This is a genomic window from Streptomyces sp. NPDC001070 (assembly GCF_053598835.1).
This window is the reverse complement of sequence record NZ_JBSFLB010000018.1, coordinates 166080-186615: the sequence shown is the minus strand read 5'-3', so window position 1 is coordinate 186615 and position 20536 is coordinate 166080. Positions and strand designations below refer to the sequence as shown.

General features: G+C 71.3%; 19 protein-coding genes and 1 riboswitch. Of the genes, 12 read left to right on the top strand and 7 right to left on the bottom strand.

Annotated elements, in window-relative coordinates:
* Positions 1 to 1082 (bottom strand): aldo/keto reductase (locus ACWDAS_RS22995; RefSeq protein WP_450393894.1); only part of this gene is annotated, 1082 nt, incomplete at its 3' end.
* A 634-nt stretch (positions 1083 to 1716) separates the two neighbouring features.
* Positions 1717 to 1907, top strand: a riboswitch (cyclic di-AMP (ydaO/yuaA leader).
* A 2-nt stretch (positions 1908 to 1909) separates the two neighbouring features.
* Between ACWDAS_RS22995 and ACWDAS_RS22990 the strand changes: the two genes are divergently transcribed.
* The 3 genes from ACWDAS_RS22990 to ACWDAS_RS22980 all read left to right on the top strand — a co-directional run bounded on the left by ACWDAS_RS22990 (position 1910) and on the right by ACWDAS_RS22980 (position 6251).
* Positions 1910 to 3076 (top strand): transglycosylase family protein, encoded by a 1167-nt coding sequence (locus ACWDAS_RS22990; RefSeq protein WP_450393891.1) that lies wholly within the window; start codon positions 1910 to 1912, stop codon positions 3074 to 3076.
* A gap of 206 nt (positions 3077 to 3282) precedes the next feature.
* The gene (locus ACWDAS_RS22985; RefSeq protein ID WP_450393888.1) at positions 3283 to 4098 is read left to right on the top strand and encodes an SAM-dependent methyltransferase; all 816 of its coding nucleotides are present in this window, start codon (positions 3283 to 3285) and stop codon (positions 4096 to 4098) included.
* Positions 4095 to 6251, top strand: coding sequence for a putative bifunctional diguanylate cyclase/phosphodiesterase (locus ACWDAS_RS22980; protein WP_450393886.1), 2157 nt, complete (start codon positions 4095 to 4097; stop codon positions 6249 to 6251). The genes ACWDAS_RS22985 and ACWDAS_RS22980 overlap by 4 nt, the downstream gene beginning before the upstream one ends.
* A 61-nt stretch (positions 6252 to 6312) precedes the next feature.
* On the opposite strand, the gene ACWDAS_RS22975 is transcribed toward ACWDAS_RS22980, so the two are convergent.
* Both ACWDAS_RS22975 and ACWDAS_RS22970 read right to left on the bottom strand, forming a co-directional pair.
* On the bottom strand, positions 6313 to 7905 hold the full coding sequence (locus ACWDAS_RS22975) for an alpha/beta hydrolase (protein ID WP_450393884.1): 1593 nt from the start codon (positions 7903 to 7905) through the stop codon (positions 6313 to 6315).
* Positions 7906 to 7996: 91 nt separating this feature from the next.
* Positions 7997 to 8803 (bottom strand): alpha/beta fold hydrolase, encoded by an 807-nt coding sequence (locus tag ACWDAS_RS22970; protein ID WP_450393881.1) that lies wholly within the window; start codon positions 8801 to 8803, stop codon positions 7997 to 7999.
* A gap of 135 nt (positions 8804 to 8938) precedes the next feature.
* Between ACWDAS_RS22970 and ACWDAS_RS22965 the strand changes: the two genes are divergently transcribed.
* From ACWDAS_RS22965 to ACWDAS_RS22945, 5 genes are all read left to right on the top strand, one after another.
* The gene (locus tag ACWDAS_RS22965) at positions 8939 to 10279 is read left to right on the top strand and encodes an aminotransferase-like domain-containing protein (protein ID WP_450393878.1); all 1341 of its coding nucleotides are present in this window, start codon (positions 8939 to 8941) and stop codon (positions 10277 to 10279) included.
* Between the two features lie 135 nt (positions 10280 to 10414).
* Positions 10415 to 10798 (top strand): hypothetical protein, encoded by a 384-nt coding sequence (locus ACWDAS_RS22960; RefSeq protein ID WP_450393876.1) that lies wholly within the window; start codon positions 10415 to 10417, stop codon positions 10796 to 10798.
* Complete coding sequence (locus ACWDAS_RS22955) at positions 10795 to 11745, top strand: transcriptional regulator (protein WP_450393873.1); 951 nt, start codon at positions 10795 to 10797, stop codon at positions 11743 to 11745. Before ACWDAS_RS22960 ends, ACWDAS_RS22955 begins: the two co-directional genes overlap by 4 nt.
* 80 nt (positions 11746 to 11825) lie before the next feature.
* Entirely contained in the window at positions 11826 to 12218 is a 393-nt protein-coding gene (locus ACWDAS_RS22950) for a roadblock/LC7 domain-containing protein (protein ID WP_450393870.1), read from the top strand.
* Between the two features lie 116 nt (positions 12219 to 12334).
* The gene (locus tag ACWDAS_RS22945; protein WP_450393867.1) at positions 12335 to 12709 is read left to right on the top strand and encodes a hypothetical protein; all 375 of its coding nucleotides are present in this window, start codon (positions 12335 to 12337) and stop codon (positions 12707 to 12709) included.
* A gap of 87 nt (positions 12710 to 12796) precedes the next feature.
* On the opposite strand, the gene ACWDAS_RS22940 is transcribed toward ACWDAS_RS22945, so the two are convergent.
* Positions 12797 to 13390 (bottom strand): snapalysin family zinc-dependent metalloprotease, encoded by a 594-nt coding sequence (locus ACWDAS_RS22940; RefSeq protein WP_450393865.1) that lies wholly within the window; start codon positions 13388 to 13390, stop codon positions 12797 to 12799.
* A gap of 180 nt (positions 13391 to 13570) precedes the next feature.
* The gene (locus ACWDAS_RS22935) at positions 13571 to 14002 is read right to left on the bottom strand and encodes a hypothetical protein (RefSeq protein WP_450393862.1); all 432 of its coding nucleotides are present in this window, start codon (positions 14000 to 14002) and stop codon (positions 13571 to 13573) included.
* A gap of 343 nt (positions 14003 to 14345) precedes the next feature.
* Between ACWDAS_RS22935 and ACWDAS_RS22930 the strand changes: the two genes are divergently transcribed.
* A complete protein-coding gene (locus tag ACWDAS_RS22930) occupies positions 14346 to 15524 on the top strand; it encodes an acyl-CoA dehydrogenase family protein (protein WP_450393859.1) in 1179 nt (392 codons plus the stop codon).
* 59 nt (positions 15525 to 15583) lie between these two features.
* Here the strand turns inward: ACWDAS_RS22930 and ACWDAS_RS22925 are convergent, their stop codons facing one another.
* Together ACWDAS_RS22925 and ACWDAS_RS22920 are read right to left on the bottom strand one after the other, a co-directional pair.
* Positions 15584 to 16021, bottom strand: coding sequence for a hypothetical protein (locus tag ACWDAS_RS22925; RefSeq protein WP_450393858.1), 438 nt, complete (start codon positions 16019 to 16021; stop codon positions 15584 to 15586).
* 227 nt (positions 16022 to 16248) lie between these two features.
* A complete protein-coding gene (locus tag ACWDAS_RS22920; RefSeq protein WP_450393856.1) occupies positions 16249 to 17298 on the bottom strand; it encodes a LacI family DNA-binding transcriptional regulator in 1050 nt (349 codons plus the stop codon).
* A gap of 140 nt (positions 17299 to 17438) precedes the next feature.
* Between ACWDAS_RS22920 and ACWDAS_RS22915 the strand changes: the two genes are divergently transcribed.
* The 3 genes from ACWDAS_RS22915 to ACWDAS_RS22905 are packed head-to-tail and all read left to right on the top strand — an operon-like array spanning position 17439 to position 20505.
* On the top strand, positions 17439 to 18743 hold the full coding sequence (locus ACWDAS_RS22915; RefSeq protein WP_450393854.1) for an ABC transporter substrate-binding protein: 1305 nt from the start codon (positions 17439 to 17441) through the stop codon (positions 18741 to 18743).
* Positions 18744 to 18757: 14 nt separating this feature from the next.
* On the top strand, positions 18758 to 19687 hold the full coding sequence (locus ACWDAS_RS22910; protein ID WP_450393851.1) for a carbohydrate ABC transporter permease: 930 nt from the start codon (positions 18758 to 18760) through the stop codon (positions 19685 to 19687).
* Positions 19687 to 20505: a carbohydrate ABC transporter permease gene (locus tag ACWDAS_RS22905; RefSeq protein ID WP_450393849.1), complete on the top strand. Its 819-nt coding sequence runs from the start codon at positions 19687 to 19689 to the stop codon at positions 20503 to 20505. Before ACWDAS_RS22910 ends, ACWDAS_RS22905 begins: the two co-directional genes overlap by 1 nt.
* The last annotated feature ends 31 nt before the right edge of the window (positions 20506 to 20536 follow it).

Below are 20536 nucleotides of genomic sequence, written 5' to 3'. Positions count from 1 at the left end.
CGAGCCGGACCTCGTCCGGTACGGCGTCGATCACCTCGTTGAAGGCCTGCTTGGCCGCCGACATGCGGGACCTGCCGTCGATGTCGTTGGCCCGCCTCCGCCGACAGGCGGTCGATCTCGGCGAGCTCGTCCGCGGTGAGCGGGCCCGCGTCGAGGGCGGCGAGGTTCTGGTCGAGCTGGGCGACGCTGCTCGCCCCGATGAGGACCGAGACGACCCGGGGGTCGCGGAGCACCCAGGCCAGGGCCAGCTGGGCGAGGGTCTGGCCGCGCTCGCCGGCGAGCTTGTTGAGGGCGTGCAGGAAGGTGAGCTTTCGCTCGGTCAGGGCGTCGCGCTTGAGGAAGTGGCCGAGGGCCATCCGCGAGTCACCCGGGACGCCGTCGAGGTAGCGGTCGGTGAGCTGGCCCTGGGCGAGCGGGGAGTACGCGATCAGGGCGGTGCCGGTGTCGCCGACGGCGTCCAGGACGCCGGCCTCCGGGTCGCGCTGGAGCATGTTGTAGGCCGCCTGGTGGATGAGCAGCGGGGTGCCCAGCTCGCGCAGGATCTCCGTGGCGCGGCGGTGCGCCTCGGCGGGGTAGTTGGAGATGCCCGCGTACAGGGCCTTGCCCTGGCGGACCGCGGAGTCCAGGGCGCCCATGGTCTCCTCCAGGGGCGTGTCCGGGTCGAAGCGGTGCGAGTAGAAGACGTCGACGTACTCCAGGCCCATGCGGCCCAGGGACTGGTCGAGGGAGGAGAGCAGGTACTTGCGGCTGCCCCACTCGCCGTAGGGGCCGGGCCACATGTCGTACCCGGCCTTGGTGGCGATGAAGAGCTCGTCCCGGTACGGGCGGAAGTCCTGGGCGAGGAGGGTGCCGAAGTTGGCCTCTGCGGAGCCTGCGGGCGGGCCGTAGTTGTTGGCCAGGTCGATGTGAACCACGCCGCGGTCGACGGCGCGGCGCAGCACCGCGCGCTGGGTCTCCAGCGGCGAGGTGTCGCCGAAGTTGTGCCACAGGCCCAGGGACACGACGGGCAGCAGGACCCCGCTGCGGCCGGTCCGGCGGTATTCCATCGAGGCGTAGCGGTCGTCGGCGGCGAGGTAGGGCACGCGAGGGCTCCTGGGAGATGTAAGAAAATGTGCGGGATTGGGAGGCTACCGTCGCTCAATCGGCCCTGTCACGTCCGCTCTCCGGACGCCGCCGGCCGTCCACGCCCTCTTCTCGCCCCGCCGGAGGGGGGATTGTGGCGCACGCCACACCCCGAGCCGCGCTGCCGGGCCGCCTGCGGGAATCGCCGGCACCCGTCGAGGGTTGGGTCATGGGGGTGTTCCTCCGGGCGGTGGCTCAGGACGCGTTGTCCCGGGGTGGTTTGGGCCGGTGCACGTCATGCCTTATCCGGCATTGAGGGTCCTAACCGGACATATGCGTCCACAGTGCATGCGTAGGGAATCGATGCGTGATGGGCGTCACGTGCCGAACACGGTGCGGAAAGTTTGGGCGACCCTGCGTCCAATTTCTCCCCCGATTTTCACCGGGCGGTATCGCGCGACTACGTCAGGTCAATTTTTCGCCTACGCAGAGCGGACGCTTCTCACGTTAAGTCACGGAAACGGATGATCGACTTGCGGGTTGCCGGAGTGCGTGATTCCGATCCTTGCCCGGGGGCGATTCCGTCGTTTAGCTTCCAGATCTCGCAGGACAAATTCCTGCGAGATTCTTCCGGGTAGAACGCCTAGTCCTGCCGCTGCCCGGACGCCGGATGACAAGACCGCACGGCAGGAGCGGGGGACCCAGGTAAGTGCCGTTCCCGTTGGTCACGGGACGGCTTGGGGTGAAGTCGCTGCGACATGCCTTTATTTGGCGTGCCCAATTGCGGCCGGGCATCTCCAGCCCGAACCCGACAGCTCACCTCGCAGGCGTCGGAGAGGAATTCGGCATGCCCGGTAAGGGAAAGCACCGTCGTCCCCGTAACACTCGCATCACCCGCATCGGCGCGCTCGCCGGTACGACCGGCGCCGCCGTGGCGCTGCCGATCGTCGGTGCCGCCGGTGCCCACGCCGCTCCCGTCAGCGTCTGGGACAAGGTCGCGGCCTGCGAGAGCACCAACAACTGGTCCATCAACACCGGGAACGGTTTCTACGGCGGCCTGCAGTTCACGCAGAGCACCTGGGCCGGTTTCGGCGGTACGAAGTACGCCCCGCGCGCCGACCTCGCCACCAAGGCGCAGCAGATCTCCGTCGCCGAGAAGGTCCTCGCGACCCAGGGCCCGCAGGCCTGGCCGGTGTGCGGTCCCAAGGCCGGCCTGACCAAGGCGATGGCCGACACCTCGGCCACCCCCGCGAGCGTCTCGGGCACCGCCGCGAAGCCCGCCAAGGCCGCCACCGCGGCCCCCGCCAAGAAGGCCGAGGCGCCGAAGGCCGCCTCCGCCGCGTCCAAGAGCGCCGGCGGCGCCTACAAGGTCGCGGGTGGCGACACCCTCTCCAAGATCGCTGACGCCCAGTCGGTCGACGGTGGCTGGCAGAAGCTGTACTCCACCAACAAGTCCGTCATCGGCGGCAACCCGAACCTGATCTACCCGGGCCAGGTCCTGTCCCTGGGTGACAAGGCCGCCGCCGCGCCGAAGGCCGCGCCCAAGGCCGCCGCGAAGGCCGCAGCCCCCGCCGCCAAGCCGGTCGCCGCCAAGGCCGCCGGCACCTCCGGCTACACCGCCCCGCTCGACCACGTCACCCTGGGGACCGCCTACCACCGGGCCGGCGCCATGTGGTCCAAGGGCTACCACACCGGTGTGGACTTCATCGCCTCCACCGGCACCAAGGTGAAGTCGATCGCCTCCGGCACCGTGGTCTCCGCCGGCTGGGGCGGCTCGTACGGCAACCAGGTCGTCATCAAGCACGCCGACGGCCGGTACTCGCAGTACGCCCACCTCTCCTCGCTGTCGGTCTCGGCCGGCCAGACCGTCTCCGCCGGTCAGCAGCTGGGCCTGTCGGGCGCCACCGGCAACGTGACCGGTCCGCACCTGCACTTCGAGGTGCGCACCACCCCCGACTTCGGCTCCGACATGGACCCGCTGGCGTACCTCCGCGCCCACGGTGTCAACGTCTGATCGAACTGATCCACCGTCATCCGGCGGTAGGCTGTGCCCTGTTCCCCGTTCGCGGGGAGCAGGGCACATGCCTTTGGTCTTTGACCGAAAACGGATCGAATATTTCCATTTCTTGTTTCCTCTCGAACGGTCGATCAGTAGCCTCTGACGCACATGGTCGTGTCCACGACCATGCACCCTGATCCCCCGACGAGCTGGAGCCGTTGATGGAGCGTCCTGCCTGGGCCCCCCATGGCATCGATCTGTCCGTGCCGAGCGTGTCCCGCATCTACGACTACTACCTGGGCGGCTCGCACAACTTCGAGGTCGACCGGGAGGCGGGACGGCGGGCGATCGAGGCATTCCCGGGGCTGCCGAAGATCATGCAGGCCAATCGCGCGTTCATGCGCAGGGCTGTGCGCTTCGCCGTGGACCAGGGCATCACGCAGTTCCTCGACATCGGCTCCGGCATCCCCACTTTCGGCAACGTCCACGAGGTCGCCCAGGCCGCCAGCCCCGGCGCACACATCGTCTACGTCGACCACGACCCGGTCGCCGTCGCCCACAGCCGCGTCGTGCTGGAGGGCAACGACGACACCGCCATCGTCGCGGCCGACCTGCGCTCCCCGCGCGACATCCTGGACAGCGCCGAGGTGGGGCGGCTCATCGATCGGGAACGCCCGGTCGCGCTCCTGCTCGTCGCCGTACTGCACTTCCTCGAGGACGCCGACGAGCCGGCGAAGGCAGTGGCCGAGCTCCGCGACGCCCTCGCCCCCGGCAGCCTGCTCGTCGTCACCCACGCCTCGGTCGAGGGCGGACCGCGCCGTCACGAGGAGGGGGAGCGGGTCGAGAACGTCTACCGCAGCGCCAGTTCGCCGCTGATCATGCGCTCGCGGGCCGAGGTGGAGCGCTTCTTCGACGGCTTCGACCTCGTCGAACCCGGCCTGGTCTCCTCGCCGTTGTGGCGTCCCGACGGCACGGACGACGACGAGCCGGACCCCGTCGTCTTCAGCGGGTTCGCGGGCGTCGGCCGCAAGGCGTGATCATGATCAGAGAACCCGGCCCGGAGCCGGAGCCCGTCGACAGCCTGCGGCGCTTCGCGATCATCTGGAGCCGGGCGATCTACCCGGCCACCGCCACCTCCATGACGCGTGGCGAGTTCGAGGAGTACCTGCTCCCGCTCGCGGCGCGTCTCAACGCCACCCTGCGCGCCCAGCCCTTCGACCCCCGCCCCGCCGCGGACGTCGGCGCCGCGCTCGTGGCCGCGCACTGCACCGACCCCGAGGCGCTGTCCCGCATCCTCGACGTCGTCGACGCCTATCTGCTGCTCTACTGCCCGCCCGGTCCCGCACTGACCGCCGAGGGGAGCCGCACCCGCTGCTCCCGCCTGCAGCACTGGATCGCCGCCGGTTACGCCCGCGCCCTCCAGGAGCGCACGCGGACCGAGCAGGAGGCCCTGTCGAAGGCCGCCCTCGCCGCCCGGGCCGCCACCGAGCAGGCCCTGTACGAGAGCGAGGTCCGCTTCCGCGCGGTCTTCCAGGGCGCCTCCATAGGCATCGGCATCGCGGACATGGACGGACGCATCCTGGACGTCAACGACGCCCTCACCACCATGTTCGGCGGCCTGGAACGCCACATCCGCAGCAAGAACGTCTACGACTGGGTGCACCCGGAAGACGCCCCCGAGGTCTGGGAACTGCAGCGGCAGCTCAACCGGGGCGAGCGCGACCACTACCGCATGGAGAAGGCGTACTACCGGCCCGACGGCACCGCCTTGTGGACCAATCTGACGGTCTCCCTGCTGCGCGACCCCGGCGGCACCCCGCAGTACATGCTCGCCCTGATGGAGGACATCACCGAGGAGCGCCTGCTCAGCGAGCGGCTGCGGTACGAGGCCACGCACGACGCGCTCACCGGCCTGGCCAACCGCAACCTCTTCTTCGAGCGTCTGGAGCACGCCCTCAACGGCCCCGACGGCGCGGGCGTCGGCGTCTGCTACATGGATCTGGACGGCTTCAAGGACGTCAACGACAGTCTCGGGCACGCCATCGGCGACCGGCTGCTGATCGCCGTCGCCGAGCGGCTCCAGGCCTGCGTCACCTCACCCGACCAGCTCGTGGCACGCATCGGGGGCGACGAGTTCGCCGCCCTGGTCATCAACCCGGCCAGCCGCGCGGACATCACCGGTCTCGCCGACCTGATCCTGGCCGCGCTCGCCGACCCGATCCGCGTGGACGGCCGCGACCTGTCCGTACGGTGCAGCATCGGCATCGTGGAGGGCAAGGCCGGCACCCTCGGGCCCGCAGAGGTGCTGCGCAGCGCCGACATCACGATGTACCGGGCCAAGGCCGCCGGCGGCAACCGCTTCGAGCTCGCCGACCCCGACTCCGACGCGCGCGCCATCACCCGGCACGGGCTCACCAACAGCCTGCCGACGGCCCTGGAGCGGGGCGAGTTCTTCATCGAGTACCAGCCGCTGGTTCGGCTCGGCGACGGCAGCGTCCGCGGCGCGGAGGCGCTGGTGCGGTGGTGCCACCCGGTGCACGGGATCCTCGGCCCCGACCAGTTCATCCCGCTCGCCGAGAGCACCGGGCTGATCGTGCCGCTCGGCCACTGGGTGCTGCAGCAGGCCGCCTGGCAGGCCCGGGACTGGCAGTTCCCGCGCAGCGACGGCCATCCGCTGCGGATCAACGTCAACCTCTCCCCGGCCCAGCTCGGCCATCCCGGCCTCGTCCCCGAGACCCTCGCGGTGATCAAGGACGCCGGGCTGGAGCCGACCGCGCTGTGCCTGGAGGTCACCGAGAGCGCGTTCATCGGTGCCGACGAGGAACTGCTGCGCCCGCTACGGGAGTTCGCCGAGCTCGGCATGGCGATCGCCCTCGACGACTTCGGAACGGGCTACTCGAACCTGGCCTCGCTGCGCAGGCTGCCGATCAGCACGCTCAAGCTGGACCGCTCCTTCACCCGCGGCATGCAGCAGCAGCCGGCCGACCCCGTCGACGTGAAGATCGTGGAGATCGTCGTCGACCTGGCGCACACGCTCGGGCTGTCGGTCACCGTCGAGGGCGTGGAGACCGGCGCCCAGGCCGAGCACCTGCGGGCGCTGGGCTGCGACACCGCGCAGGGCTGGTACTACGCCAGGCCCGGCCCGCCCGACCGCCTCCACTCGCTCTCGCTGGTCGACACCACGACCTGAGCGGGCGGGGCGGCCGGGCGCCCACCGGGCCACCGGCCCGTTGGCCTACGGGTTCACCGGCTCAGCGCTGCGTGCCGAGCAGGCCGTGCAGCCCGCGGTCGGGGGCCGCCGAGCCGGAGGCCTTCGCCTTCGCCGTGGCCGTCAGCGGCTCCGGGTCGGGCAACCGGTCGCACACCGCGTCGGCGGTGCCGTGGCCCCGCGGCACGGTGCCCTTGTCCAGGTAGGCCGACAGGTAGCCGTCCAGGCAGTCGTTGCCGCTGAGCGTGATGCCGTGGTTGCCGCCGCCCTTCTCGACCACCAGGCTCGAGCGCTTCAGCAGATGGTGCACCGTCACGCCGCCCTCGTACGGGGTCGCGGCGTCGTTCGTCGCCTGGAACAGCAGGACCGGCGGGAGTTCGCTGTTCCTGACGTTGACCGGGTGCTCGGACGCGACCGGCCAGAAGGCGCACGGGGCGTTGTACCAGGCGTTGTTCCAAGCCAGGAACGGGGCCTTGGCGTACACCTTGGCGGTGTCCTTGTGCCAGGTGCGCCAGTCGCGCGGCCAGGAGGCGTCCCGGCACTGCACCGAGGTGTAGATGCTGTAGCCGTTGTCGCCGCCGGCGCCGACGGCCGCGAAGTCCTCGTAGAGCGCGACCAGGGCGTCCTCGTCGCCGTTCTTCGCGTAGGCGGCGAAACCCTCCGCCAGGTAGGGCCAGTAGCCGTTGTAGTAGCCGCCCGGCACGAAGCTGTCCTCGAACTCGCCGGGGCCGACCTTGCCGCCGGCCGGCTTGGTGCGCAGCTTCTCGTGCACGCGGTACCAGAGTGCCTCGATCTTCGCGGGGTCCTTGCCGAGGTGGTACGTCGCGTCGTGCTTCGCCGTCCACGCCATGAAGGCCTTGTGGCGGGCGTCGAAGGCGTAGTCCTGGTTGATGTTGTCCTCGTACCAGACGCCCGTCGGATCGACGATGCTGTCCAGCACCAGGCGGCGGACGCGCTCCGGGAAGAGCTTGGCGTAGACCGCGCCCAGGTAGGTGCCGTAGGAGTACCCGAAGTAGTTGATCTTCTTCGCGTGGAGGGCGGCGCGTATCGCGTCCATGTCGCGCACCGCGCTGACCGTGTCGACGTACTTCAGCAGCGAGCCGTACTTCGTGCCGCACGCCTTGGCGAAGGAAGCGGCGCGCGCGACGTTCGCGGCCTCCTCCTTCGCGCCGTGCGGTACGGGGTCGGGGCGCACCGGGTCGAAGTACCCCGGCGAGCAGTCGAGCGCGGGCTCACTCCTGCCGACGCCGCGCGGGTCAAAGCCGATGACGTCGTACTGCGAGGCCACCGCGGGCGGCAGCGAGGAGGCGACGAAGCCGGCGAGCGTGAGACCGCTGCCGCCCGGGCCGCCGGGGTTGACCAGGAGCGGACCCTGGTAGTGCTTCGCCGTGTGCGGCACACGGGACAGCGCCAGGGTGATCGTGCGCCCGTGCGGACGGGCGTGGTCCAGGGGGACCTTGAGCGTTCCGCACTGGAGCGTGGGGTACGAGGTCGTACCGCAGTCCTTCCAAGCCACCGACGAGACCGCGGGGGCGGCCGCCGGGGCGGCGTCCCTCGCCGTGGCGACGGAGGGTGCGGAGGTCAGCAGGGCGAGCGCTGCCGCGAGCGCGGCGGCGGCCGATGCGGGTCTTTTCACCGGGCCTCCCGAAATGGTGGAACACGGTCGCGCATGACACCGACAGCGCCGATCCTGTCGCAAACCGCCCCGGGATGTGGGGGATTCACCGCTATCCGTACGTCTGACCGAGGAATCGCCGCAGCGCGTCGTTGAACTCGCCGGGCCGCTCCAGGTTCGGCAGATGCCCGGCGCCCTCGATCACCACGAGCCGCGAGCCGGCGACGGCGGCGTGCATCGCCTCGGCCTCGGCGACCGGGGTGTACTCGTCGTCCCGGCCGACGACGATCAGCGACGGCACCCGGACCGCGGTCAGCACGCCCCCGTAGTCCGGCCGTTGGGCACGGCCGCGCAGCGCCGCGGCGGCGCCCTCGGGGGAGGTGCCGCGCATCATGCCCAGGACGTGTGCCGCCACCCCGGGGAGCGCGGTCACGTTGTAGGGCGCGATCATCCGGTCCAGCACCTCGTCCGCGTACCCGGACATCCCCTCGGCCAGCAGCCGGTCCGCCATCGCGTTCCGGGCCCGCCGCCCCTCCTCCGTCTCGGCGCCGGGGAAGGTGTCGGCGAGGAGGAGCCCGGCCACCCGCCCCGGGAACAGCCGCTGGAACTCCATGGCGATCTGACCGCCCATCGACAGCCCGCCCACGACCGCCTCCGGCACGCCCAAGTGGTCGAGCAGGGCGGCGATGTCGCGGGCGAAGACCTCCAGCGGGGTGATGCCGGGGACCACCTCGCTCGCCCCGTAGCCCCGCAGGTCCGGGACGATCACCCGGCGGCCCGCGGCCACCGCGGCGGATACCTGCGGAGCCCACATCGAGCGGTCGAAGGGGTGTCCGTGGACCAGCACCACGGGGGTGCCGTCGCCGCTCCCCTCGTCGTCGTACGCCACCGTGACGCCGTTGACCACTGCCGTTGCCAAGGGGATCTCCTCGCCTCGCACGTGCCCCGTCCCGCAGGGGAGTTGATCGCGATGCTAGGTTCCCCGCCCGGCTCGGTGCAATAAGATCTTTGCTCTCGGTGCAATGCCGGACTTTGCTTCAGGAGGGGAACGACGATGGACGACTACCGCACGGTCGCCGACGCCGTGGCGGCCGACATCGCCGCGGGACGGCTCCGCCCCGGCGACCGGCTCGCCACGCAGCGCGCGTTCGCGCGGCAGCGCGGCATCGCCAACTCCACCGCGATCCGCGTCTACGCCGAACTCGCCCGCCGCGGGCTGGTCGTCGGGGAGGTGGGCCGCGGCACCTTCGTCCGCGCCGCACCGGCCGCCGTGGGACCCGCTCTCGTCGAACCCGCACCCCGGCGCATCGATCTGGAACTCAACTACCCCGTCGCCGAGGGCCAGTCCGAGCTGCTCGCCGCCGGACTCGCCGCCCTGCACCGCCCCGACGTCCTCGGTGCCGCCCTGCGCCCGCTGACGGTCTCCGGCACCCCCGCCGCGCGCGACGCCTTCGCGGACCTTCTCGCCCGCTCCGGCCCGCGCCCCGACCCCGGGCGGCTGCTCTTCGCGGGCAATGGGCGGCAGGCCGTCTCGGCCGCCCTCGCCGCGCTCGTTCCGCCGGGCGGCCGGCTCGCGGTGGAGGCGCTCACCTACCCCGTGGTCAAGGCCCTCGCGGCGCGACTGGGCGTCGGGCTCGTCCCCGTCCCCTGCGACGCGGACGGCATGCGCCCGGACGCCCTCGCCGAGCTCCACCGCGCCGCACCGCTGCACGCCGTCTACGTGCAGCCCACCCTGCACAACCCGCTGGGCGTCACGATGCCCGCCGCCCGCCGGGCCGAACTCGCCGACGTGCTCGGCCGGCTGGACCTGTGCGCCGTGGAGGACGCCGTCTGGGGATTCCTCGCCGCGGACGCCCCGCCCCCGCTGGCCGCCCTCGCCCCGGATCGCGTGGTCCTGGTCGACAGCCTCTCCAAGCGGCTCGCCCCCGGCCTCACCGCGGGCGTCGCCCTCACCCCGCCCGAACTCGCCGCCCCCGTCTCGGCCGCGCTGCGCTCCGCGGGCGCCACCGCCGCCGGCTTCGCGCTGGCCGCCGCCACCCGCTGGATCGCCGACGGCGCCGTGGACGCGGTGGTGGCGGCCAAACGCCGCGACGCGGCCGCCCGGGCCCGCCTCGCCGCCGAGCGCCTCGCCGGGTTCACCGTCACGGCCGATCCGCACGCCTACTTCTGCTGGTGGCGGCTGCCCGAACCCTGGCGGGCCGACACCTTCGTCGCGGCGGCCGCCCGGCACGGCATTGCCGTCACGCCGGCCGCCGCCTTCGCCGCGGGCCGCGGCAGCGCCCCGCACGCCGTGCGTATTGCCCTCGCCTCGCCGTCCCCGCAGGTCCTGGGTCATGCCCTGGGGGTGCTCGCGGGGATCGCCGGGGGCGGTCCGGAGGACATTTGCGCCGACTGATCACAAGGGCCGGCGAATCCTAGCGAGTCACCCGCACATGCCTCCGGAAAATGCCCCAACCCACCTGAATCGCGTACGGGATGGGTAACGTTCCGTGCTGTTCCGTATACCAGAAGTGGCGGCGAAGGGGTGGGCGTGCCCGGCATAGACGAGTGCCTTTCCGAGGCGCTGGCGATTCCCGGCGTGCTCGGTGCGAGCGTGGTCGACTGGGGCAGCGGCCTCCTCCTCGGGGCGGTCGGGCAGGAGCCGGGACACGGTCACGAGGCGGCCGCCGCGGACACCACCGAGGCGGCGCGGGCGGTCGTGGAGGGCGGCACCTTCACCGCGAAGGAGTCCGGACGGGTGCCGGTGGAGGACATCATCATCACGGCACCGGGGAGCTACCACCTGATCCGCTTCCTCGACACCTCCTTCGACAGCGACGTCATCCTCTACCTGTGGCTGGACCGGTCGGTGGCCAACCTCGCCGTCGCCCGGCTCGGTCTGCAGTCCATCGCCGAGCGGCTGGTGCTCGTATGACGGGCACGGAGGCGGGGCGGCCCGCGCTGGCCCTGCGCAGCCTGCCGCGGCGCACTCCGGCGCGCGGTGGCGCGCCCGCCCACGTCCGCGCCGGGGTGGTGGGGGCGTACGCCTTCACCGCGGCCCTGGCCCGGCTCGCGGAGGCGAGGGCCAGCGGGGCGCTGTACGGTTCGGCGGGGGCGGTCTACCTGCGCGACGGGGCGATCGTCCACGCCGAGAGCCCCTGCGCCCCCGACCTCGGGGTACGGCTCATGGCCTGCGGTCTGCTCTCCCCGGACCAGTGGCGCGAGGCGGTCACCACGGCGAGCACCGGCCGCGGGGTCGGCGGGCACCTCGTCGACACCGGCCGGGTGGCCCGCGGCGAACTGGAGCTGTGCCACCTGCTGGCGCTCTTCGACGCCGCCTACTTCACCCTGCTGCCCGACTCGGAGCCCGACCGGTTCCAGCCGGGCGCCACCTCCCGGCTGGGCCCCATATCCCGGCCGGTCCCGGCGCAGCGCGTGGCGCGGGAGGCGCAGCGCCGCCGCGCGCAGCTGGAGCGGGCCTGGCCGTGGGACGACACCGACGCCGGCCCCGTCGTCCCCCGCTCCACGGGGGAGGCGCGGGGCGGCCGGGCCAGGGCCCCCACGCCCGGCCAACTGGCCGTGCTGGAGGCTGCGGACGGATCCCGTACGCCCGTCCAGATCGCCTGGCACCTGGGGCGTTCCGCCTTCGCGACCCTGCTGGACGTACGCCGGCTGGCCGCGATCGGCCGGATCAGCACCCCGGTCCGCGCCGAGGCGACGGTGACCCCGGCCCCCGTGCCGCCCGCCCCGTCCCCGGCGGCCTCCGCTCCGGCGCTGCCGCCGCCCGCCCTCGGCGGACCGCAGCCGGCGGTCCTGCCGTCCTCCGACCCCTCAGTCGCCCTGTTGCTGCGACTTCGTGCCGCCCTGGAGGCCCGCCTGTGAGCGCCCTGCCCACCCGCCCGGCGCCCGCCGAACGACCGTGGAGGAAGGCTCTGCGGCAGCTCGCCGGAAGGAGACAGCTGGTGGCACTCGAAGCCGATGTGCTGGCCGAACTCCGCAGCCTGCGGGCGCGGGTGCCGCACCTGACGGGCGGGCTCGTCGCCAGCGTCGACGGTCTGGTCGTCGCGCACGACCTGAGCGGGCCGGAACCGGAGGGCGTCGCCGCGCTGACCGCCGCGGCACTGGGCGTGGCGGCCCGCATCACGGAGGCCACCGAACGCGGCGGCTTCCGGGAACTGCTCGTCAGGGGGGACAGCGGCTACGTGGCCGCGTACGCCGCCGGCGGTGCCATGGCCCTCGCCCTGGTCGCGGGCCACGACTCCAACGTGGGCCGACTGCACCTCGAGGCCCGCCGTTCCAGTCGACGGATCGAGGATCTCGTCGACCTCGCGCTCCAACGTCAGGAGCGGAAATGACCGTAGGACCCAGCTCGTCAGCCGACAAGCCGTCGGGCACCGGGCGCGGCCGCGCCGCCACCGGACCCAGGCATTCGTCACGTCAGAGAACTCAACGACAAGGAAGCGAGACCGCAATGGCCAACACCGAGACCGCGCTGAAGGATGTCATGACGTCGATCGAGGGCGTCCTGGGCGTCGCTCTCGTGGACTACGGCAGCGGTATGGCCCTGGGCACCCTGGGGGGTTCCAAGGACCTCGACCTGACCGTCGCGGCCGCGGGCAACACCGACGTCGTCCGCGCCAAGATGCGCACGATGGAGATGCTCAACCTCAAGGAGCACATCGAGGACATCCTGATCACGCTCAACACCCAGATCCACATGATCCGGCTGCTGACCGGGCGTTCGGGCAAGGGGCTGTTCCTCTACGTCGCGCTGGACAAGGACCGCGCGAACCTGGCGATGGCCCGCCACCAGCTCAAGCGCATCGAGAGCGACCTGGAGGTCTGACCCCGTCCCCACGCCCGCGGCCGACGGCGGCCCGGCACATCAGGCGCAGGCCGCCGTGTGCCGGGTCTCTCCCCGTCCAGGCCGCGCTCACGCGGGACCGGTACCGGGCTGAAGCGCGCCGAAGATGCGCTCGATCGCGCTTCGCTCGGCCTCATTGGGGCTGAGGTTGTGGCAGGAGGTGCCTGCGGTGCTTTCCGACGTCAGGCTGGTGCAGGGACCCGGTTTGACGTCGTCGAGACCGAGGAGGTGGCCCAGTTCGTGCGTGGTGATCCGCGCCGGGTCGTAACCCTCGGTGACCGCTTCCCGGCCGATGTAGGCGGTGCCTTGGCCGGGCGTGCCCTGCTCCGCGTGGGGCCAGCCGTCGAAGGCGACGAAGCGGATGTCCGTCGTGCGGCCCGGCTCGACGGGCCGCAGATCCACGTTGTCCAGCGACGCGGTCCAAGTGGCGACGGCGGTGGCGACCGAGTCGGTGAACTCCGCCGCCGCCCCGGCGTCGTAGGTCAGGGTCACCGGGCGGGACGCCGCCGCTCCCGGGGTCCTGACGCTCTCCGCGACCGTGGTGCCGTGCGGGGCGGGGTCCGCGACGGCGAAGGCGCCCGGATGTACCAGCGCGCCGGCCGCGCCCGCGGCCGCCGCGGCGGCCAGCAGTGCGTATCGCCGGGTTCGAGAGATGCGGGGCATGGCGGTTCCTTCGTCCGGAGGGGGGAGACGGTTGCCGGTCCTGCCGAGTCACAGGCCGCGCATGCCCTCAGTAAGCCGTGGCCCTTGCCTCACGTCACGCCGCTGATTCTCGGGACTTGACGGGTGGCCGCCGTGGCGCGTCAGCGTCACCGCGGACGGTGACGGGATGCACTCGATCCGTCACTGGCCGGTGGTGGACGCGGGGGCCGAGGGCGCCGCCGAGGAGTGCCCGTGGTGCGCCCCCTCCTCGACCCTGCCGCCCAGCTTCTCCCGCACCGGCTCCAGCGCCTCGGGCTCCGCCTCCACCACCCAGCGGTTCCCGATCAGATACGAGCCGCCGTACGGCTGGGCCTCCTCCAGCCACGACTTCTGGCCGGCCTCGCTGGCGAAGGTGAGCATCACATAGGCACCGCGTGCGGTCGTACACGCCCCCTGGCGCAGCTCCCGCACATCGGTCTGCACCTGCGGGGTGCATCCGACGGCCTCGCCGATCCGCTCCAGGGCGACGGGACCGCCCGCCGCGTCCGTGTCCTGGCCGCCGCAGCCCGTCCCCAGCAGCGCGACAGCCGCCACCGCGGCCACCCTCGGGCCCCAACCACGGGACACGGACACCGGCATCACCTTTCCTCGACTGCTGACGCGGGCCGCACACGCCCCGCACGCGCACCGCGCGCCCGACGACGCTAACCCGAACGGCCCAATGACCCGTACAGCCTTGCGAAAAGTCCCCCCGCGAGCGCGCCGTATGAAAAAATCCGCCGCTCCCCGCTCCGGCGGGCCGGGCACCCCGTGACTCCGGCGCCTCCGATCGGGCATACTCCAACGCGCCGAAGCCGCAGGTCGGACCACGCCGTGACCCGGCGGGAGACCATTGGTTGACGGTCGACAATCCGGTAGCGCCGCCACACCCTGAGCGGACGCCGCCGCAGCGCCCGACAGGGAGGAGAGTGCCGCCATGTCCCACGACGGCCTTCAGCCGGTGGACCGACAGCTTCCCACCGAGGAGGCCCGCGACCTGCTCGCGCTCGTGCGCGAAATGGCCCAGCGGGAGATCAAACCGAGGGCGGCCGAGGAAGAGGACGCGGGTGTCTTCCCACGCGAGGTCTTCCGCCTCATCGGCGAGGCGGGGCTGCTCGGACTGCCCTATCCGGAGGAGTACGGCGGCGGCGGCCAGCCGTACGAGGTCTATCTGCAGGTGCTGGAGGAGCTCGCGGCGGCCCGGCTCACCGTGGGCCTCGGGGTCAGCGTACACACCCTGGCCTGCCACGCGGTCGCCCAGTACGGCGGCAAGGAGCAGCGCAGCGAGCACCTGCCCGCCATGCTCGGCGGCGCGCTGCTCGGCGCCTACTGCCTGTCCGAGCCCGCGGCCGGTTCCGACGCCGCCTCCCTGCGTACCCGGGCCACCCGGGAGGGCGACGCGTGGCGCATCGACGGCACCAAGGCGTGGATCACCCACGGCGGTGTCGCGGACTTCTACACCGTGCTCGCCCGCAGCGGCGCCGAGGGTGCGCGCGGCATCACCGCGTACCTCGTGCCCGGCGACGCGGCGGGCCTCACGGCCGCGGTCCCCGAGAAGAAGATGGGCATGAAGGGCTCGCCGACGGCCCAGGTCCACTTCGACGGGGTGACCGTGCCGGACAGCAGCCGGGTCGGCGACGAGGGCCAGGGCTTCTCCATCGCGCTGGCCGCCCTCGACTCGGGCCGGCTCGGCATCGCCGCCTGCGCCATCGGCGTCGCCCAGGCCGCCCTCGACGAGGCGCTCGCGTACGGGATGACCCGGCAGCAGTTCGGCCGTCCCGTGGTGGACTTCCAGGGGCTGCGCTTCATGATCGCCGACATGGCCACCAAGATCGAGGCCGGCCGCGCCCTGTACCTCGCGGCGGCCCGGCTGCGGGACGCGGGGCGGCCGTTCTCCCGGCAGGCCGCCATGGCCAAGCTGTTCTGCACCGATGCCGCGATGCAGGTCACCACCGACGCCGTCCAGCTCCTCGGGGGCTACGGCTACACCGCCGACTTCCCCGTCGAGCGGTACATGCGCGAGGCCAAGGTGCTGCAGATCGTCGAGGGCACCAACCAGATCCAGCGCATGGTCATCGCCCGCAGCCTGGCCGGACCGGAGAGCAAGGAGCGCTGACACGACGGTGCCGCGCCGCCCCTCCCGGGCGGCGCGGCACGGTTCCTCCGATGCGCGGGTCAGGCCGCGCGCTGGAACGGCACCCGGATCGGCCGCGAGCCGGGCCCGCCCACGTGGGAGAACGGCTGCGTACGCCAGTCCAGCCCGGCGGGCAGCGTCAGCAGCGCGCCCCACTCCGGGTCGTCGGCGACACCGTCACCGGCGGTGGGCGAGGCCTCCGTGGCGGCACGTCCGGAGCCAGGGCAGACCGTCAGCCCGAACGGGTTCCACGGCGAGGCGCACAGGGCGTGCTGCGGCAGGACGTCCTCGTCGGCGAGGAGGGCGATCGGGCGGGCGCAGTCGGGGCAGTGCACCCGGAAGATCTCATGGCCCTCGTCGTCGAAGGCGTCGTCGGCGTCGTCCGCCGTCAGCAGCTCGAACGTCTCGCGGCGTTCGTGCTCCTCCTCGACCGCGGCCAGCGTACGTTCGCCGCGGCTGTGTCGTGCGTGGGTGCGCATGGGTGCATCTCCCCCTCAGAAGAACGCCCACCAGCGGGGCAGACCGGGCTCTTGGCCTCGGCCATAGCGAGCATTTCCCGCCACCCGCCCCTGGTAATCGCCGCCACTCCGAAGACCGTTGACATCGGGTGTGGCCTTCGTCACACAGCTGTCCGAGAAGGTGTCCCGCGCCCCCTCGGACGCTGCCGTGCGACCGCTCCGCGCCCTGCCCGGAGCCGCCCCGGGACTCAGCCCTCCCGCGCCGCGCCGGTGTCCCGCGGCGGCGCCGTGCTCTTCCTGACGACCAGTCTGACGCCCAACTCCATACGGGTGTTGCTCTTGTCGCCCGCATCATCGGGCTGCGACAGCCGCAGCAGCATCCGGGCGGCCTCCTCGGCCATCTCGACCAGCGGCTGGTTGACCGTCGTGAGCGACGGGCTCGCCCACTGGGCGAGCGGGATGTCGTCGTACCCCACCACGGACAGGTCGCGGGGCACCTGCAGGCCCTTCACGCGGGCCGCCTCCAGGACGCCGAGCGCCTGCAGGTCGCTGCCCGCGAAGATCGCGGTCGGCGGGTCGGGTTGCTCCAGCAGGCTGATGGCACTGTCGTGGCCGCCCTGGACGTGGAAGTCCCCGTACCGGATCAGATCGGGGTCGACGGTGAGCCCCGCCATGCCCATCGCCGAGCGGAAGCCGTCGAGGCGGGCGAGGGAGCACAGCATGTCGTCGGGCCCGGTGATGATCCCGATGCGGCGGTGGCCGAGGTCGATGAGGTGCCGGGTGGCGGCGACACCGCCGGCCCAGTTCGCCGATCCCACCGACGGGACGTCGGGTTCGGGGTCGCCCGCCGGGTCGATGATGACGAAGTTGATGGCCCGCGAGCGCAGCTTGCGCTTGATGTCGTCGGGAAGCGAGGAGAAGACCAGCACCACTCCGAGCGGACGGCGGCGCAGCACGCCCTCGATCCACTCCGGTCCGGGGGCGTGGCGGGTGCCGCTCTCGGTGAGCACCACGCTCATGTTGCGGCTCTTGGCGATGTTCTCCACGCCCCGGATGAGCTCCATCGCCCAGACGCTCTCGAGTTCGTGGAAGACGATCTCGATCAGCCGCGCCTCGGGCTGGGTCGGGGCGGGGCGCTGGTAGCCGTTCGCCTCCAGCAGCCGTTCGACCTTGCTCCGGGTCGGCGCGGCCACATCGGGACGTCCGTTGAGCACCTTCGAAACTGTCGAAAGTGAAACGCCCGCTTTCGAAGCCACGTCGGCCAGGGTGATCCGGCCCTCGGTCTCATCATCACGCATGCCGCACAGGATAGAGCACGGTCCTTCGGTAACGGTTTGGTCGCGTCAATTCCACCCTGTTGACCGGAGCCGAGGGGAAGCCTACGGTCCCTCGTCAGGCGAATTTCGGCAAAGTAGCCGAAACTTTCGAGAGGTCAATCATGAAGAAGCGTGCGTGGTTCCCTCGTGCCGTCGCCGGCGGCGCGGCATTGGCACTGGGACTGACCCTGACTGCCTGCGGCAGCGGTGACGCCTCCGCGGGAGGTGATTCCGGGACGATTCACGTCCTCGTGTACGGCGACTCCGCGAACAAGGTGGAGAGGGCGCTCGTCGCCGAGTTCAACAAGACCTCGAAGGTCAAGGCCGTCCTCGACACGGTCCCCGGGGCGGACTACCAGCAGAAGCTGCAGACCGTCATCAACACCAAGCAGGCCCCCGACGTCTTCTTCAACTGGGGTGGCGGCAGTATCCAGCCGTTCGTGAAGGCCGGCCTGCTCCTGCCGCTCGACGACTTCATCCAGAAGGACCCGGGCCTGAAGGCCAACTTCCTGTCCTCGGTCTTCAACACGGCGGTCGTCGACGGGAAGTCCTACGGCGTGCCGATGCGCGGCACCCAGCCCGTGCTGCTGTTCAACAACAAGAAGGTCCTCGCGGACGCGGGCGTCCAGCCCCCGCAGACCTGGGACCAGCTCCTCGACACGGTCAAGAAGCTCAAGTCCAAGGGCGTCACCCCGATCGCGCTCGGCGGCGGCGACCAGTGGCCGACCCTGATGTGGTTCGAGTACCTCTACGACCGCATCGCCGGCCCGGAGCTGTTCACCAAGGCGCTCGGCGGCGACAAGAGCGCCTGGGAGAGCGCGGACAGCAAGAAGGCGCTGAGCATGCTCAAGCAGCTCATCGACGCCGGTGCCTTCGGCACCAACTACGACTCCGTGAAGTTCACCGACGGCGGCTCGCCCCAGCTCCTCGCCAGCGGCAAGGCCGGCTTCGAGCTCATGGGCTCCTGGGAGTACTCGACCCAGCAGGACGCCAGCCCGGACTTCGCCAAGAACGACCTCGGCTACACCAACTTCCCGACCGTGACGGGCGGCAAGGGCGACAGCGCCGACGTCGTCGGCAACACCAACAACTTCTACTCGGTGCTGAAGAAGACCAAGTACCCGGACGCGGTCGCGGACTTCCTCAAGCTCATGTACTCCGACGACTTCGTGAAGCAGCAGCTGGCCATCGGCAACCTGCCGACCACGACGAACACCACCAAGTTCCTCGACTCGGCCGACAACCCGGACTACCTGAAGTACCAGTTCGACCTGGTCCAGAAGGCGCCCTCGTTCCAGCTGTCGTGGGACCAGGCGTACCCGCCGTCGGGCATCACGCCGATCCACCAGGCCGTCCAGCAGTTCTTCAACGGCCAGCTCGACGCCGACGGCTTCATCAAGGCCATGCAGGCCCTGCCCACCTCCTGAGAGCGACGTCCCGCATGGTCTCCCTGACTGCCACCGTGACGGGCAAGCGGCAGACGCAGCGCCCGGCCGGCCGTACCATCGGCCGGCCGGGCCTGGCCTGGGCGCTCCCCGCCACGATCTTCTTCGCCCTGTTCGCCATCGTGCCCCTGGTGCTGGTGGCGGTCCTGTCCTTCACCACCTGGAGCGGACTGGGCTCACCCGAGTACACGGGCTTCGACAACTGGATCCGGCTCTTCCACGACCCGGTGATGATCAAAAGCCTCTGGCTGAGCGTGCTGCTCACCGTGCTGGGCGTCGTCGTCCAGACCCCGCTGAGCATCCTGCTCGGCGTCTGGGCCGCCGGCCCCCAGCGCAACCGGGCCGTCCTGTCGGCGATCTTCTTCGTGCCGCTGCTGCTCTCCGCGACAGCGGTCTCGGTGCTGTGGCGCGCCCTGCTCGACCCGAACTTCGGCGTGCCCTCGCAGGCGCGCTGGCTCTTCGGCGACGGCAACCTCTTCGGTACGCAGACCGCCGCGATCGGCGTGCTGGTCTTCGTCAGCACCTGGCAGTTCACCCCGTTCCACGCCCTGATCTACCAGGGCGCGACCCGGGCGATCCCGCAGGTGCTCTACCAGGCCGCGCAGATCGACGGCGCGGGCACCGTACGGCAGTTCTTCCACATCACGCTGCCGCAGCTGCGCAACTCGATCATCACCTCGATGATCCTCATGATCGTCGGTGGTCTCACCACCTTCGACACCGTGCTGATCCTCACCCAGGGCGGTCCCGGCACCGACACCACGATCAGCGCCTACTACATGTACGACAAGGCCTTCAAGGGCTTCGACTTCGGCGCCGGCGCAGCGATCGCCCTGATGCTGGTCGTCGTGGCCACCGTGATCTCGCTGGTTGTGGTCCGCGTCTCCGGCTACGACAAGATGGCCGGCACCAAGGAAGGGCTCTGATGAGGCGCCGCCCCAACTACCTGGCGGGCCTCGGCGCCCTGCTGTGGCTCGCGCTGGTGGGCCTGCCGCTGTACGTCATGCTCGGCGCGACCGTCCAGACGCGCGCCGAGTACAGCGCGAACGGCCCGCTGGCCCTCCCGCGCTCCTTCACCCTGGACAACTACATCCAGGACTTCAGCAACGGCTTCGGGCAGTACTTCCTCAACACGGTCGTCGTGACGGTCAGCGTGGTGGTCATCGTGCTGCTGCTCGTGCCGCCGCTGGCGTTCACCATCGTCCGCAACCGGGGCCGCGGCACCTCAGGGGTGTTCCGGCTCTTCCTGCTGGGCCTGGCCATCCCCGCCCAGGCGGTGATCGTCCCGATGTTCTACGTCATCAGCAAGGCCGGGCTCTACGACAACCTCATCGGCGTCATCCTGCCCACGGCGGCGTTCTGCCTGCCGGTCTGCACGCTGATCCTTACCGGCACCATGCGCGACATCACCTCCGAGCTCTTCGAGGCGATGGCCATGGACGGGGCCTCCGTCCGGCGGACCTTCTTCCAGCTCGTGCTGCCGCTGTCCGGGAGCGGGCTGTCGACGATCGTCGTCTTCTCCGCCCTGCAGGCCTGGAACGGCTTCCTGTTCCCCCTGGTGCTCACCCAGTCCGAGGAGACCAAGGTGATCACCCTGGGGCTCTACAACTTCCGGACCCAGTACGGCATCAACATCCCCGGCCTGCTGGCCGCCGTGGTGCTGTCCACGATTCCCGTCCTGCTCGTCTACCTGTTCGCCCGTCGTGCCCTCGTGCAGGGGCTGATGGGCGTCGGAGGAAAGTGAACGACAACGTGACCGCCGACTCCCGCGTCGA